Origin of the sequence: Streptomyces capillispiralis, assembly GCF_007829875.1 — a bacterium.
Classification (GTDB): domain Bacteria; phylum Actinomycetota; class Actinomycetes; order Streptomycetales; family Streptomycetaceae; genus Streptomyces; species Streptomyces capillispiralis.
In genome coordinates, this window is the sequence record NZ_VIWV01000001.1 from 2794535 (window position 1) to 2809375 (window position 14841).

Annotated in this window: 16 protein-coding genes; 5 read left to right on the plus strand and 11 right to left on the minus strand. The window is 71.4% G+C overall.

Annotated elements, in window-relative coordinates; genetic code table 11:
• The first annotated feature begins 168 nt into the window (after positions 1 to 168).
• Entirely contained in the window at positions 169 to 1605 is a 1437-nt protein-coding gene (locus FHX78_RS11500; RefSeq protein ID WP_145867344.1) for a zinc-dependent metalloprotease, read from the plus strand.
• Positions 1602 to 2129, plus strand: coding sequence for an NUDIX hydrolase (locus FHX78_RS11505; RefSeq protein WP_145867345.1), 528 nt, complete (start codon positions 1602 to 1604; stop codon positions 2127 to 2129). The genes FHX78_RS11500 and FHX78_RS11505 overlap by 4 nt, the downstream gene beginning before the upstream one ends.
• A gap of 107 nt (positions 2130 to 2236) precedes the next feature.
• Here FHX78_RS11505 and FHX78_RS11510 read toward each other — a convergent pair whose 3' ends face one another.
• From FHX78_RS11510 to FHX78_RS11525, 4 genes are all read right to left on the minus strand, one after another.
• Positions 2237 to 2992 (minus strand): AIM24 family protein, encoded by a 756-nt coding sequence (locus FHX78_RS11510; protein WP_145867346.1) that lies wholly within the window; start codon positions 2990 to 2992, stop codon positions 2237 to 2239.
• Positions 2993 to 3009: 17 nt separating this feature from the next.
• The gene (locus tag FHX78_RS11515; protein WP_073932368.1) at positions 3010 to 3690 is read right to left on the minus strand and encodes an AIM24 family protein; all 681 of its coding nucleotides are present in this window, start codon (positions 3688 to 3690) and stop codon (positions 3010 to 3012) included.
• An 11-nt stretch (positions 3691 to 3701) separates the two neighbouring features.
• Positions 3702 to 5435, minus strand: coding sequence for a TerD family protein (locus tag FHX78_RS11520; protein ID WP_145867347.1), 1734 nt, complete (start codon positions 5433 to 5435; stop codon positions 3702 to 3704).
• Between the two features lie 136 nt (positions 5436 to 5571).
• Positions 5572 to 6171 (minus strand): M48 metallopeptidase family protein, encoded by a 600-nt coding sequence (locus tag FHX78_RS11525; RefSeq protein WP_145867348.1) that lies wholly within the window; start codon positions 6169 to 6171, stop codon positions 5572 to 5574.
• 216 nt (positions 6172 to 6387) lie between these two features.
• Between FHX78_RS11525 and FHX78_RS11530 the strand changes: the two genes are divergently transcribed.
• Positions 6388 to 7626, plus strand: coding sequence for a TOMM precursor leader peptide-binding protein (locus tag FHX78_RS11530; protein ID WP_145867349.1), 1239 nt, complete (start codon positions 6388 to 6390; stop codon positions 7624 to 7626).
• On the plus strand, positions 7619 to 8986 hold the full coding sequence (locus FHX78_RS11535; protein ID WP_145867350.1) for an ABC1 kinase family protein: 1368 nt from the start codon (positions 7619 to 7621) through the stop codon (positions 8984 to 8986). Before FHX78_RS11530 ends, FHX78_RS11535 begins: the two co-directional genes overlap by 8 nt.
• Positions 8987 to 9029: 43 nt before the next feature.
• On the opposite strand, the gene FHX78_RS11540 is transcribed toward FHX78_RS11535, so the two are convergent.
• The 5 genes from FHX78_RS11540 to FHX78_RS11560 form a co-directional block, all read right to left on the minus strand.
• The gene (locus FHX78_RS11540; RefSeq protein ID WP_145867351.1) at positions 9030 to 9242 is read right to left on the minus strand and encodes a hypothetical protein; all 213 of its coding nucleotides are present in this window, start codon (positions 9240 to 9242) and stop codon (positions 9030 to 9032) included.
• Positions 9243 to 9374: 132 nt separating this feature from the next.
• Entirely contained in the window at positions 9375 to 9698 is a 324-nt protein-coding gene (locus FHX78_RS11545; protein ID WP_145867352.1) for a hypothetical protein, read from the minus strand.
• Entirely contained in the window at positions 9695 to 10063 is a 369-nt protein-coding gene (locus FHX78_RS11550) for a WhiB family transcriptional regulator (RefSeq protein ID WP_004983671.1), read from the minus strand. The genes FHX78_RS11545 and FHX78_RS11550 overlap by 4 nt, the downstream gene beginning before the upstream one ends.
• Before the next feature lie 171 nt (positions 10064 to 10234).
• Positions 10235 to 10549: a hypothetical protein gene (locus tag FHX78_RS11555; RefSeq protein WP_167531741.1), complete on the minus strand. Its 315-nt coding sequence runs from the start codon at positions 10547 to 10549 to the stop codon at positions 10235 to 10237.
• A gap of 164 nt (positions 10550 to 10713) precedes the next feature.
• Positions 10714 to 12921 carry an ATP-dependent DNA helicase UvrD2 gene (locus FHX78_RS11560; protein WP_189908522.1) on the minus strand — a complete coding sequence of 736 codons (2208 nt, stop codon included), beginning with the start codon at positions 12919 to 12921 and terminating at the stop codon, positions 10714 to 10716.
• 259 nt (positions 12922 to 13180) lie between these two features.
• Between FHX78_RS11560 and FHX78_RS11565 the strand changes: the two genes are divergently transcribed.
• Positions 13181 to 13438: a mycoredoxin gene (locus tag FHX78_RS11565; protein WP_145867355.1), complete on the plus strand. Its 258-nt coding sequence runs from the start codon at positions 13181 to 13183 to the stop codon at positions 13436 to 13438.
• Positions 13439 to 13690: 252 nt separating this feature from the next.
• Here the strand turns inward: FHX78_RS11565 and FHX78_RS37925 are convergent, their stop codons facing one another.
• Together FHX78_RS37925 and FHX78_RS11575 are read right to left on the minus strand one after the other, a co-directional pair.
• Complete coding sequence (locus tag FHX78_RS37925; RefSeq protein WP_280117365.1) at positions 13691 to 14122, minus strand: recombinase family protein; 432 nt, start codon at positions 14120 to 14122, stop codon at positions 13691 to 13693.
• Positions 14123 to 14623: 501 nt separating this feature from the next.
• Positions 14624 to 14809 (minus strand): hypothetical protein, encoded by a 186-nt coding sequence (locus FHX78_RS11575; RefSeq protein WP_145867356.1) that lies wholly within the window; start codon positions 14807 to 14809, stop codon positions 14624 to 14626.
• Between the last annotated feature and the right edge of the window lie 32 nt (positions 14810 to 14841).

Genomic DNA, 14841 nt, shown 5'->3' on the forward strand with positions numbered 1-14841 from the left:
AGTACGAGCGCGGGCGACGCGTACGTACCAGGTGGCATCCATCCTGCCGCAGGCCCTCTGTCGGCGAAGCACCGAGGCCCGAACCGCTTCAGGTGTCTACGCTGGGTGGTGTTGTCGGGCAGCCGTGCCGCCGGAAAGAACCGGTGGCCCTACCAGCCGAGGAAACCCGTGAGTGACACCCCATTCGGATTCGGCCTTCCGCCGGAGGAGCCGGACGACGGCGACGAGGGCAAGAAGAAGGACCCGCAGAGCGGCGGTGGTCAGGGCCCGGCCAACCCGTTCGGCTTCGGCATGTCCGGAGCCGGAGGCTTTGGCGGCCCGGGCGCGGACAATCCGTTCGCCGCGATGTTCGGGTCGCTGAACCCCAACGACCTGGGCGCCGCGTTCCAGCAGCTCGGCCAGATGCTCTCCTACGAGGGCGGGCCGGTGAACTGGGACATGGCCAAGCAGATCGCCCGGCAGACCGTGTCCCAGGGCACCCCGTCGGGCTCGAAGGACGCGAGCGTCGGCCCCGCCGACCGCAAGGCGGTGGAGGAGGCCGTCCGTCTGGCCGACCTGTGGCTGGACGACGCGACCTCGCTGCCGTCGGGCGCCCACTCGGCCGTGGCCTGGAGCCGCGCGGAGTGGGTCGAGGCCACCCTGCCGGCCTGGCGGGAGCTGGTCGACCCGGTCGCCGAGCGCGTCGGGAACGCCATGGGCGATGTCCTGCCGGAGGAGATGCAGGCCATGGCCGGCCCGCTGATCGGCATGATGCGGTCCATGGGCGGTGCCATGTTCGGCACGCAGATCGGGCAGGCCGTCGGCGTGCTCGCCGGTGAGGTCGTCGGCTCGTCCGACATCGGCCTCCCGCTCGGTCCGGCCGGCAAGGCCGCGCTGCTGCCGCTGAACATGGAGACGTTCGGCAAGGACCTGGGCGTCTCCCAGGAGGAGGTGCGGCTGTACCTCGCCCTGCGCGAGGCGGCCCACCAGCGCCTGTTCGCGCACGTCCCGTGGCTGCGCTCGCACCTCTTCGGCGCGGTCGACGGCTACGCGCGCGGGATCAAGGTCGACACCGGCAAGCTGGAGGACGTGGTCGGCCAGTTCGACCCGCAGAACCCCGAGCAGTTGCAGGAGGCCCTCCAGCAGGGCATGTTCCAGCCGGAGGACACGCCGGAGCAGAAGGCGGCCCTGGCCCGTCTGGAGACGGCGCTCGCGCTGGTCGAGGGCTGGGTGGACGCGGTGGTGCACGCGGCCGCCAAGCCGCGGCTGTCGTCGGCCGACGCGCTGCGCGAGACGCTGCGGCGCCGCCGCGCCTCGGGCGGTCCGGCGGAGCAGACGTTCGCCACGCTGATCGGTCTGGAGCTGCGCCCGCGCCGGCTGCGCGACGCCTCCCGCCTGTGGGCCTCGCTCACCGACGCGCGCGGGGTCGACGGCCGGGACGCCCTGTGGGCCCACCCGGACATGCTGCCGACGGCCACCGACCTGGACGACCCGGACGGCTTCGTGCACCGCGAGCAGATCGACTTCTCCGAGCTGGACAAGATGCTCGGTGAGGCCGCCGACAGGCCCGACCTCAGGAAGAAGGACGAGGGCGAGGACGAGAACAGGGGCGACGGCACCGAGTGAGCCTGCACGACGACGCGGTCCTCGTACTCAAGGCGTACGAGGACCAGCCCGAGCTGCGCCGGGCCTACCTGGACCATCTGGCCGCCCACCCGGACGGCATGTGGAAGTCCTGCCACGCGGGCCATGTCACGGCGAGCGCCCTGGTCGTGGACCCGGAGCGCGGCCGGGTGCTGCTGACCCTGCACCGCAAGCTGCGGATGTGGCTCCAGATGGGCGGCCACTGCGAGCCCGGCGACGCGACCGTCGCCGCGGCGGCCCTGCGGGAGGCGACGGAGGAGTCCGGCATCGCCGGTCTGACGCTCCTCGCGGGCGGACCCGTGCGGCTGGACCGGCACCCGATCCCGCCGCCCTGCCACTGGCACTACGACGTCCAGTACGCGGCCGTGGCCGCGCCGGACGCCGTGCACGCGATCAGCGACGAGTCCCTCGACCTGCGCTGGTTCGCCTACGACGAGGTGGCGGAGGTGGCCGACGCGTCGGTCCGCCGTCTGGTCGGGGCGACCCGGGCGAGACTGGGCCTCTGAGGGACGCGTAAGGGGCGACCGCCATCGCGGCCGCCCCTTACCTCTGCCGCCTCTTACCTCTGCCGCCTCTTACCTCTGCTGTCGTGCCCGGTGGTGCGGGGCCCCGGTCAGCTCCAGGCGTTGCCCTGGTTCTGGCTCCGGGCGCCCTGCTGGCCCATGCCGTACTGCGCGGCGACGCCGCCGCCGATCTGGGCGTTCTGCGGCGGCAGCAGCTCGCTGGGCTGGACGAGCGCGAAGCCGGTGCCCATGAAGCTCAGCTCCCAGCCCTCACCGGTGCTGCCGCGGCGCCGCCACACTCCGGAGGAGTGCGTCTGGGCCTGCATCTGCACCCGCAGCGAGGTGGACCAGGCCACGATCGCGTCGGCGTCGCAGTTGACGTACTTGTCCGGGGTCACCTGCATCAGCAGCGGCATGCCCGAGGTCATCAGCGCGACCCTGCCGCGGCCGGTGATGTTGAGCTGGTACTTCCCGGAGCCGGAGATGCCGTACAGGCTGTCGACGGCGATGACCTCGTGGTGCAGCGAGGAGTCCATCGCGAGGACGTAGCTGCTGTCGACCGTCAGGCCGTCCTGCTCCACCTCCATGACGTGGATGCGCTGGGCGAGGTTGGCGAGGTAGACCGTGCCCTGCCCGTGGCAGCGCATCAGGTCCAGGCCCTCACCGGTGTGCGCACGCGCGCGCGACTGGTCGTTGCTCTGGTACTCGGCGTCGAACTCGACGAGTCCCTGGTAGGCGACCATCGTGCCCTTGCGGGCCAGGATGTCGTCGTGGCCCTCCAGGGCGACGCGGAGCATCTGCTTGTTCTGCAGGCTCCAGCGTTCCTGGGTCTGCTGGTCGTTGTGGGCGAAAAGCGGGCTCTGCATGGTGTGGTTGCTCCCCCTCAGCCCCGGACCCGGAGACGGTCGGTGCTGTCCTCACTGGGCTGGACGACGACGATGCCCTGGCCGGAGAAGGCCATCTGGTAGGCCTCCCCGCTGCCGCGGCCGATCAGCGACTGGGCGCGGAAGCTGCGCTTGCCCTTCACCTTGAGGTTCGGGGACCAGGCGACCAGGGCGTCCGGGTCGACGTACGTCTCGTCGTCGCCGCCACCGCAGTCCACGACGATCGGCTTGCCGCGCGAGGTCAGCGCGACCCAGCCCTGGCCCGAGATCTTGGTGTTCCACAGGCCCTGCCCGGCGAACTTCGCCAGGCCCTTGACCCGCTCCACGCCCCACGTGAGGTGGGCGTCGAAGGCGAGCAGGTTGGTGGCGTTGACGGAGATGCCGTCGCCGTTGAGGTTGATCACCACGACGTTGGCGCCGTAGTCGGCCAGGTAGAGCAGGCCGTCGCCGGAGCACTTCATCAGGGGCGCGCCCTCGCCGGTGAGCCAGTCCTTGGCGATCTGGCGCACGGCCGGCGGGTTGGGCTCGTACTGGACGAACCCTTCGTAGGCGACCATCGATCCGACGCGCGCGAGGAGGTCGTTCCCGGTCTGCATGGCGATCTTCGCCATGTGGTTGCCGTGGTTCTCCATGCGGGCGGTGACGGGGGCGGGGGCGTAGCCCGCGAGTGGCTGGTTCATGACGGGCTCCCTCAGATCTCGTACGGCTGGACGACGATGAAGTTGCCGGGGGCGCCCCGGAACTGGAGGTTGACGCTCTCGCCCGTGTCACCGGGGTAGGAGTTGCGGCGCATCCGCACCTGGCTGGAGACGACCACCTGGGAGGCGGCCGACCAGGCGACCACGGCGTTGCAGTCGGCGAAGGTGGTGGGCGTGACCGGCAGCACCACGGGGATGCCGTGGGTCTTCACGACGATGGTGCCGGTCCCCTGGAACTGCATCGTGAACAGGGCGCCGCCGGGGATGCCGTGCCCCTCGATGCGGCGGACCTCGTACTGGAGGCCCTCGTCGAAGGCGAGGACGTTCTCCGCGGAGACGCACACGGCGTCGCCCTGGAGCTCGATCGGGTGCAGCATCGTGGAGTTCTCGGCGAAGAACACCTGGCCCTGGCCGGTACAGCGCATCAGCTGCATCTCCTGGCCGGTGGCGTTGCCCACGATCCGGCCGGAGAAGCCGGCGCCCTTGTAGCTGAAGTCGACCTTGCCCTGGTAGAGCACCATGCTGCCCTGGCGGGCCAGCACCGGCTGACCGCCGATGCCGAGGTCCACGCGGACGAGCTTCTTGTTCTGCTGGGTCCAGCGCTGCCCGGTGGGCGTCTCCTTGAACTGCTGGAGCGCGCCGAGCACACCGGCGCCCTGCGGTGCGCCCTGGGGCACGCCCTGCGGTGCTCCGTAGTGGCCCTGCTGGCCCGGGAGGTGGCCGGGCGGAGGCTGCTGGCCGTAGCCGGGAGGGGGCGTGGGCTGGCCGTAGCCGGGCGGCGGGGCGGGCGCCTGGGGCTGGGGGTAGCCCGGGGGCGGCGGGGCGGCCTGGCCGCAGGGCGGCGGCTGGTGGCCCGGCTGGCCGTAGGGCGCGGGCGCCGGCGCCGGGGGCGGTACCGGGGAGCCGCCGGGCGGGGTGTGCAGGGGCGCGACGATGGTCGGCGCGGTGTGCACCGGCGGCGCGGGGGGTGCGGGGGCCGGCGGCGGGGTGGCGCCGGGCGGCGGCGCGAAGCCCTGTGCGGCGGGCTGGGGCGCGGGGGCCGGAGCGGGGGCGGGGACGGGCGGGACGGCGGGGGCGGGGGCGGGACCGCCGGCGGGTGCGCCGAACGCGGGCGGCGCGGTGGCCTGGGCGGGCGGAGCGAAGCCGGGCGCGGCCGCGCCGGCCTGCGGCTGCTGCTGCGGCGCGGCGGCCGGCTCCTCCTCGGCCACCTCACCGCCGAAGTTCCTCAGCAGTGCGTCGAGTCCGCCGTCGAAGCCCTGCCCGACGGCGGCGAAGCGCCACACGTCCTTGAAGTAGAAGTCGCCCAGCATCACGGCCCGCTCGGTGGAGAACTCCGAGCCGCTGAACGGGTAGCGGGCGACCTCCTCGCCGCCCGCGACGATACGGATGTACCCGGGACCGATCTGTGACATCTGCCCGGCGCCGTCGAGCGTCGCCGTGAAGGACAGCTTCCTGATCTGCTGCGGGATCCGGTCCAGCGTCACGCGGAAGGACTCCGTGTCGCCCGCCTGGGCGCCCAGGAGCTGGATGGACTCCTCGGGGGACTTCGGCTGGTTGTAGAAGATGAAGTACCGGTCGTCCGAGAGCCGTTCGTCGGCGTCGAGACCGAAGCAGCTGATGTCGAAGGTCAGCCCCGGGCCGGAGATCTGCACACCTACGTACAGATCCGTCCCCGTCGTGAGGTCACTGATCCTGGCCTTGTGGCCGCGTTGGAATTCCCTGGCCATACGTACGACCGTCCCCCATCCCGAATGTGAGTGCGTCGCGCCAGGCTAACGGCAAACTCGGACACCGGATGAAGTCGGTACAGAGCCGGTACAGAACGCTCGCACGGCCCTGCGGGGCGCTCACCCCGGACGGCGCTCAGTCGTCCCGCGTGTCCGGAAGCAGGTGGGGAAGCCGGTCGGCCGCGACGACCCCCTCGAGGTAACCACGGGCCCGCTCGGTCCGGGGATACGCGTCCAGCAGCCGCCAGAACCGGGGCCCGTGACCGGGCACCAGCAGGTGCGCCAACTCGTGGCAGAGGACGTAGTCGACGACGTACTCGGGCATGCCGCGCAGCCGGTGCGACAGCCGGATGCTCCCCTCGGCCGGGGTGCACGACCCCCAGCGCGTGTTCTGGTTGGTCACCCAGCGTACGGACGCGGGCCGGGCCCGCCCGTCGAAGTACTGCTCCGACAGCCGCCGGGCGCGCTCGGCCAGCTCGGCGTCCCCGAGCGCCCGCCGGCTCTCCTGGGCGGCCAGCTTGTCGAGCATGACGTTGACCCAGCGCTGCTCCTCCGCCTCCGACATCCGGGCGGGGATGAGCACGACGGTGCGGTCGCCCTCGCGGTACGCGGAGACCGTTCTGCGTCGGCGGGTGCTCCTGCGGACCTCGATCGCGCTCGCCCGTGAGCCGTTCGTCGGCTGGCTCGTCGTGCTGCGCTGTGGTTTTCCGGAGCGGTGCAGTGGGTCGGCGGGCACGCCTCGACGTTACCCGCTGCACACGGCGAAGTCTTGGCTCCGGGACGGTTCGCCGGTGATCCCCCCACCGTGCGCCGGATTTGTACGATGAATCCCCCCGCCTGTGGACAACTTTCGGCGCCTTCCGGCAGGTCCCGGCATGCTGGCATGCGTCGGCCGGACCACGAGCGGGACCGGCCGTTCCAGGGGACGGTCCAGGACATACGGGGGTCTGTCATGCATCCGATGGTCAAGCCCGCGCTCAGGCGCGGCTGGCGCGATCTCAACACCGTGCAGTTCGGGATGACACCGGCGCACGCGCTGACGCTGGGTCCGGTGGACACGGCCACGGGCAGCTTCCTCGATCTGCTCGACGGCACCCGCGGTCTCGAGCTCCTGCGGGAGGAGGGACGGCGCATGGACCTGTCCGACGGTCAGGTCGACCGGCTGGTACGACGGCTGTCGCGGGCCGGGCTCCTGGACGACTCCCGGGGCGGCGGGCCGGCTGCCGACGCCCTGCGGGAGAAGCCCGCGGTCCTGGAGCGGCTCCGCCCGGACCTGGCCTCGCTGAGCCTGACGACGTCGGGGCCGGGCGATCCGCTTCGCCGGCTGGCGGCCCGTGGCAGTGTGCGGGTGCAGGTGAGAGGCGCGGGCCGGGTGGGCGCGACCCTCGCGGCACTGCTGTCGGGGGCCGGGGTGGGCGATGTCGACGTGCGCGATGTGGGGCGGGTCGAGCCGTGGGACGTCGCGCCGGGCGGACTGCCCGCCGAGGCCGTCGGCGACCGCAGGGACGAGGCGGCCCGGCGCGTCGTACGCCGGGCCGGGCCAAACCGCCCTCCCCGCCGCGGCGCCCGGTCGCCCCTGGCCGAGGGCGAGCCCGGCTTCGGCCTGGTGATCCTCGCCCCGCGGGACGACGTCGCCGTGCACGCGCCCGACCCGTCGGCCACCGAGACCCTGCTGGCCTCGGGCACACCCCATCTCCATGCCGGTGTCGTGGAGGGGACCGGTGTGGTCGGTCCGCTCGTCCTGCCCGGCGAGACGAGCTGTGCGGGCTGCCTCCAGCAGGAGCGCACCGACAAGGATCCCGCCTGGCCGCGTCTGGCCGCCCAGTGGCGCTCCGGCGGGCAGCGCCGGGTGGGCGCCTGCGACCTGACGCTGGCCGCGACGGTGGCGGGACTCGCGGCCGCGCACGCGCTGGCCTTCCTGGACGGCCATGTTCCGTCCAGCGCCGGCACGCGCTGGGAGGTCTCCGCACCCGGTCTGCACTGGCATGCGCGGCAGGTCGGGCCCCACCCGGCCTGCCCGTGCGGGGCGGCGGGGACCGCCCCTGAGGAAGGTAAGAAGAAAGGTAAGGGAGAACACACCTCCGGGGAGGGGCCCCCGCACGAGACAATGGCCGTGCACGGGCCGTCGGAGGCGCGGCGCCGTCAGGCGGACGCGGGACGGCCGGCAGGGACTTGGAGGGCGCATGTCTGATCTTCCCCGCAAGGCGGTCACCCGGACCGCCAAGCTGGCCGCGCTCCCGCTCGGCTTCGCCGGGCGGGCGACCTGGGGACTCGGCAAGCGGATCGTGGGTGAGTCCGCGGAGATCGTCGGCCGCGAGCTCCAGCAGCGCACCGCCGAGCAGCTCTTCAAGGTGCTCGGCGAGCTCAAGGGCGGCGCGATGAAGTTCGGCCAGGCCCTGTCGGTCTTCGAGTCGGCCCTGCCGGAGGAAATCGCCGGGCCCTACCGGGCGGCGCTGACCAAGCTGCAGGACGCGGCTCCGCCGATGCCGACCCGCACCGTCCACGCGGTGCTGGAGGAGCGGCTGGGCGAGGAGTGGCACGAGCTGTTCCTGGAGTTCGAGGACAAGCCGTCCGCGGCGGCCTCCATCGGCCAGGTGCACCGGGGTGTGTGGCACGACGGCCGTGAGGTGGCGGTCAAGGTGCAGTACCCGGGCGCGGGCGAGGCCCTGCTGTCCGACCTGAACCAGCTGAGCCGCTTCGCCCGTCTGCTCGGTCCGCTGATCCCCGGCATGGACGTCAAGCCGCTGATCACGGAGCTCAAGGACCGGGTCTCGGAAGAGCTGGACTACGGGCTGGAGGCGCAGGCCCAGCGGGCCCACGCCGAGGAGTTCGCCGACGACCCGGACGTCGTGGTGCCGGACGTGGTCCACCAGTGCGACCAGGTCCTGATCACCGAGTGGATGGACGGCGTACCGCTGTCGGAGATCATCTCGGACGGCACCGAGGAACAGCGCGACCGGGCCGGACAGCTGCTGGCCCGCTTCCTGTTCTCCGGCCCCGCCCGCACCGGACTGCTGCACGCCGACCCCCATCCGGGCAACTTCCGGCTGCTGCCCGGCGGTCCGGACGGCGAGGACGACTGGCGCCTCGGCGTACTGGACTTCGGCACCGTCGACCGGCTCCCGGGCGGACTGCCCGAGCCGATCGGCGAGGCCCTGCGCATGACGCTGGACGGCGAGGCGGAGGCCGTCTACGAGATGCTGTGCGCGGAGGGCTTCGTCAAGGAGTCCATAGAGCTGGACCCCGACGCCGTGCTCGACTACCTCCTGCCGATCATCGAGCCGGCCCGGGTGGACGAGTTCACCTTCACCCGCGGCTGGATCCGCAGCCAGGCGGCCCGGATAGCCGATCCCCGCTCCCCCGCTTCCCAACTGGCCAAGCAGCTCAACCTGCCCCCGGCCTACTTCCTCATCCACCGGGTGACCCTGAGCACGATCGGCGTGCTCTGCCAGCTGAACGCGACGGTGCGGCTGCGGGACGAGTTGGAGGAGTGGCTGCCGGCGTTCGTCCCGGAGGAGCCGACGGCGGAGGAATCGGCCGCTCAGGCGTGACCCGCGCCGGGGGCGGCGGGGGCACCGCCGGCGTCTACCAACCTCACCACCACTGCGGGTCCAGACGGCCCTCGATCGCCCGCAGGTGGTCGCGGGAACACCGCTCGCAGTAGTGGCGACGGACACCGTCCTCCACGGAGAGGGTCCAGGTCGGCTTCGGGCCCTCGGCGCGGGTGCCGCAGCGGGCACACACCAGCGGTTCCGGCTCGGCCGCGGAGCCGTCGTTCTCACCGTCACCGAAGTGATGACTCGTCACCGGGCGACCATAACCCCGTTCCGGACGGTCCGCCTCCGCAAACGTGCCCCGGGGGCCGGTCCGTTCGCACGGACCGGCCCCCGGGGGAGAGCTGGAGACCTCCCACCGGGAGAGGGCACCGCTTCGGATCGGTTACTGCATGACCGCGATGGCGAGCGCGCGGCGGGCGCGCCGGGAGGCACGCTCGGCTCTGCGCTGCATCCGGCGAGCGGTCACCAGGCCCACGGCCTGGCGCTCCCGCTGCGCCTCCTGCATGCGCTCGTGCATTCGGGCACGGGCCATGGCTTCTGGGATGAGTTGCATCTCTCGGGTCCTGTTCTGGCGCGAGTCGTTCGCACCACTGGTGGTGAAGTCTTCGGTCGCGGAGCCGGCGGGCTCGTGAGTGGACGGCATCATCGGGGCCTGCTTCTGGGGGTCGTGCGTGAGGGGACGGTCGATCGTTCCTGGGGTGTTCATGCCGTGACCGGGTTCTTGCGCGGGCGGCCACGCGGCCGCTTCCGGGCGACGACAACGCCCTGGACGAACAGCTCGCCACCCCAGACGCCCCAGGGCTCGCGCCGCTCCTTGGCGCCGGCGAGGCAGGCCTCGACCAGCGGGCAGGTGCGGCAGAGGGACTTGGCGTACTCGACGTCCGCCGGCGACTCGGCGAAGAAGACCTCCGGGTCGTAGGAGCGGCACGGGACGGGTACGCCGAGGTTCTCGATGGCGTCGTCGAGCGCGGTGAGCGCGGTGAGCGGAGTCAAGGTCGGGTCCTCCGTGGAGCCGGGCTTGGGGATCGTGTCGGAAGGCGGTACGGACGGGGCGTGCGCTTCGAGTTGCACGGTTCGTCTTCCTCGTCTGGTCGTTTCCGGCCGGTCGGCCGGATGGCGGCTTGGTACCGGGTTCTTTTCTTGTCCCGAGGCGCCTTGCTCTGCCTCCCCGTTCGGGGAAAACAGAAGGGCCGCGGATCCCGGATGGGGTTCCGCGGCCCTGAAGGCGCCGGCCTGATCGAATCAGGCTGGATCACTCCAGGGTTCTGGCCCACGGAAGGCCCACATCAGGTGGTGCTGCGTCGTCTGCTTCCGGAATCCGGCACCGGCCGCCGCGAAGGCATAGGCCTGGGCCTGTGCCTCTACTGCTTCCAGTGCCTTGGTCGGTCGCTCATCGCGCTCACGGACGGCCGAAGCCGCGGGAGCGAGGGAGGACACCAGGCGGGCGGCACGAATGCCGGACAGACCGGTGCCCTGGTTGGAGGCGCCGAGGGTGCACAGGGAGACGGCCGAGCGATCGGTCATTTTGACGATGGAGCTGGTGTTGATGCTGATCACTGGACTCGCCTCCTCTCGGCGTCTCGGGGGACTGGGGTGAGCCAGTCCGCGGATATGCAAGTACAACACGGAATCAGCGCCTCCGAGAAGGCCGCTGTTCCCGTGCCTAAGAACCTATGGGGATTGCCGGGGCATGCGCAAACTATTTTTTCGACGAGTTCGTATCAGCCCTGACCTTGATCCCCGTCGACGTCACGGCCTGCGCAGATGGCCAGAACATCCGCCCCGTAGCGGCCCAGCTTGCGCATCCCGACACCCGGGATCCTGGCGAGCCCGTGCTCGTCGTCGGGGACCGTCTCGGCGATCGCCAGCAGCGTCTTGTCGGTGAAGACGCAGAAGGCCGGCTGCCCGCTGCGCCGCGCCTGGTCGGCACGCCACTCGCGCAGCCGCTCGTACACGCCCTCGTCCATCTCGGACGGACAGTCCTCGCAGCGCATCAGCTTCATCTCGCCCGCGTCGGTCAGCGTGCGGCCGCAGACCCGGCAGCGGGCCAGGGTGTACTGCCTGCGTCTCGCGCTCGGCACGGGGGAGGCGGCCGCCGCCGTGAAGGAGCCGCGCTCCACACCGCCCGTACCGGCCGCGCCGCCGCTTCCCGCGGTGGCGTGCGAACCGGGGCGCAGTCCCCTGAGGAAGCGACTGGCACGGCGGTTGGGCCGGCCGCCGGGCGAACGGGAGAGCGCCCAGGAGAGATGGAGGCGCTCACGGGCACGGGTGACGCCGACATAGAGGAGACGCCGCTCCTCCTCGATCTGCTCGTCGGTCTTCGCGTAGGTGATCGGCATCATGCCCTCGGCGACACCGACCAGGAAGACGGCGTCCCACTCCAGTCCCTTGGCCGAGTGCAGTGAGGCGAGGGTGACGCCCTGCACGGTCGGGGCGTGCTGGACGCCGGCCCGCTCGTCCAGTTCGACGACGAGGTCGGCGAGCGTGACCCCGGGTCTGGCGGCGGCGAAGTCCTGGGCGAGGTGGGCCAGAGCGGTCAGTGACTCCCAGCGCTCCCGCACCGCGCCCGAACCGGCCGGCGGCTGAGACGTCCAGCCCTCGCCCGACAGCACGGCGCGCACCTGGGCGGGCAGGTCCGGGGCGTCGTCGAGGAGCGCGTCGTTGCCGCCGAAGCGGGCCGCTGCGCGCAGGGAGACGATGGCCTTGCGCACCTCGGGGCGGTCGAAGAACCGTTCGGCGCCGCGCAGCTGGTAGGGCACTTCGGCGTCGGCGAGGGCCTGCTCGTAGGTCTCGGACTGCGCGTTGGTGCGGAACAGCACCGCGATCCCGCTCGCGGGGGTCCCGGCGTCGATCAGCTCACGGATGCGGCGCGCGACGCCCTCGGCCTCGGCGGGCTCGTCGGTGAACTCGGTGAAGACCGGTTCGGGACCCGGGGGGCGCTGGGAGACCAGTTCCAGCCGGTGGTCGGCGGCGCGGCCGCGGGCCTGGGCGAGCAGACCGTTCGCCAGATGGACGACCTGGGGGGTGGAGCGGTAGTCGCGGACCAGCTTGACGACGGTGGCTCCGGGGTGGCGGGTACGGAAGTCGAGCAGGTGATCGGGGGTTGCGCCCGTGAACGAGTAGATCGTCTGGCTGGCGTCGCCGACCACGCACAGGTTCTCCCGGTCGCCGAGCCACAGCTCGAGCAGACGCTGCTGGAGCGGGCTGACGTCCTGGTACTCGTCGACGACGAAGTGCTGGTACTGGGCACGGACCTGCTCGGCGATGTCGCCGCGGTCCTGGAGCACGGCGACGGTGAGCAGCAGCACGTCCTCGAAGTCGATGACGACGCGCTCGCGCTTGAGGTCCTCGTAGGTGGAGTAGATCTGGGAGATCTCGGCGGGGTCCCGGGGCGCCTCCCGGCCGGCCTTGGCGACGGCGGACGCGTAGTCCGCCGGGATGGTCTGGGTGACCTTGGACCATTCGATCTCGGCGGTGACGTCCCGCAGCTCTCCCCGGTCGAGCCTGATGCGACAGGCGGCGGCCGCGTCGGCGACCAGCTGGATCTTGCGGTCGACGAGCCGGGGCAGGGAGCCGCCGATCGCTTTCGGCCAGAAGTACTGGAGCTGACGGAGCGCCGCGGAGTGGAAGGTCCTGGCCTGGACGCCGACGGCGCCGAGCTGGCGCAGCCGGCCGCGCATCTCCCCGGCGGCACGGTTGGTGAAGGTGACGGCGAGCACACTGGACGGCGGGAGGATCCCGGCGCGCACTCCGTAGGCGATCCGGTGGGTGATCGCCCGGGTCTTGCCGGTGCCGGCGCCGGCCAGCACGCACACCGGACCGTGCAGAGCGGTCGCCACGGCGCGCTGCTCGGGGTCGAGCCCTTCGAGCACCGCGTCGGCCGAGTCCGGTACCCGCGGGAAGAGGGGGGAGTGCGTTGCTGCTGTCACACAGCCATGCTGCCAGGTCGCCCGAGACAGGTGAGCCGGTTGTCCACAGGGAGGGCCTCGCAGTCGTATGAATGCGGCGGGGATCACGGTCGTACGAGGTGGTGCCTGCGGGGACGCTCACGGGGAGCCTGCGGGGATGCCCGCAAGCCGCACGGGGACGCCGCGGGAGCCCGCGGGAGCCTGCGGGAATGCCTGCGCTTTCAAGTACGTTCCCCCGACAGCGAGGACTTCCCCGAGCCGCCGAAGGAGCGCGAGAGACATGCCGGGCACTGTGACGATGTACAGCACCACGTGGTGCGGCTACTGCCGTCGGCTGAAGAGCCAGATGGACCGCGAGGGCATCGCGTACACCGAGATCAACATCGAGCAGGACCCGGAGTCCGCAGCGTTCGTGGAGAAGGCGAACGGCGGAAACCAGACGGTGCCGACTGTTCGGGTAGTTCCCGCCACTGGTGGCGACGAGGTCGTGATGACGAACCCGAGCCTTGCGCAGGTGAAGCAGGCACTCGCAGTCTGACGCTCTCCAGCGCTGCGCCCCCTCTGGTCAAGGTCACCGGAGGGGGCCGCTCTGCAAGTAGGGCGACGCTGGCGGATGTGGAGGCGGAGCCGGATACGTCCGGCACGCCGCCGTAGCCAGCGCCCAAAGGATGCCTTTGCCTGTGCTGGTCAACGGCGTGTCCGATGCGGAGACGGCTACGCGGTAGGGAACGCGAACGGTCCCCGACAAGGGTGGCCGCTCTGGTGTGGGATGCGCCTGTGTGCGCCTGCCTCAGGCGCTCTCGTCCAGGTGCCGGTACAGGGTGGCTCGGGAGATACCGAGAGCCTTGGCGATGGCGCTCACGCTCTCACCCTTCGCCTTCCTGGCACGGGCAACCGTCAGCACGTCCTCGTTCACGACGGACGGCCGTCCACCGGTACGCCCCTGCGCCTTGGCTGCGTCGAGTCCGGCGCGGGTGCGCTCCTTGATGAGGCTGCGCTCAAACTCCGCCATGGCCCCGACCACCTGAAGCATGGGACGGCCGTCGGCCGTACCGGGGTCGATGTTGGCCAGCGCACCCGTGAGCACCTTGAACCCGATGCCGCGCTCTCGAAGGGTGTCGACCATGGTCACCAGGTCGATGAGCGAGCGGGCGAAGCGGTCCAGCTTCCACACGCACAGAGTGTCGCCAGCGCGGGCGTAGTCGAGTGCTGCCCGCAGCACTCGACCGGTCAGTGTTCTTGCCCGATGCCTTGTCCTCGAAGCCCCATCGCCTCACCCCCAGATCCTGGCAAACCCCGCGGCCGTCAGTGCGTCGCGCTGCAATCCCGCCGTGCGACAGGGCCGACTGTCCTTTGGTTCGCAGACACTTGACCACGGGGGCGAGGAAGGTTTCCTGCCAGTGCCGCATCGCATCGGCAGTCATACCGCTCGCCTCGACCACGGCCCTGACTCGCGCTTCCAGTACTGCTGCGCCCTCTTGTATGTCGGCTCCGGTCCATGCGTCCGCGTGCTCGCCTGCCAGTGCCCAAGACATCTTGATCACGGCTGCATGGTAGGAGCGGAGAGCAGAGCAGCCGAGAGGCAGAGGAGGTGGGGTATGACCCGTCGGAGGGGCCTCGACTCACCGCCGGGTCTTGCCGGCCAAGATTGCGCCACGGTTTCAGGGGCGACGAAGAGGCGGTCAGGGCCAGCCATGAACCCCCAGAGGTACAGGTCAACGGATCAAAGGGTGCCTCGCTTCGCCGCTTCAAAGTGCTCATCGGTCAGCGCCTCGTACCCGTGCTCATCGGCGAAGGCCAGGATGTGGGCGAGCGGAGTGTCAGAGGCTGGCGGTTCGGTGGCCAACTCGAAGCCGGTGGCCTGGAGAGCGAAGCGAAGGCCGATGTCTTGGGCGTGATCGTTGGACATGGCTCCGGAGTATTCGAGGGTGGCCCCGCTTG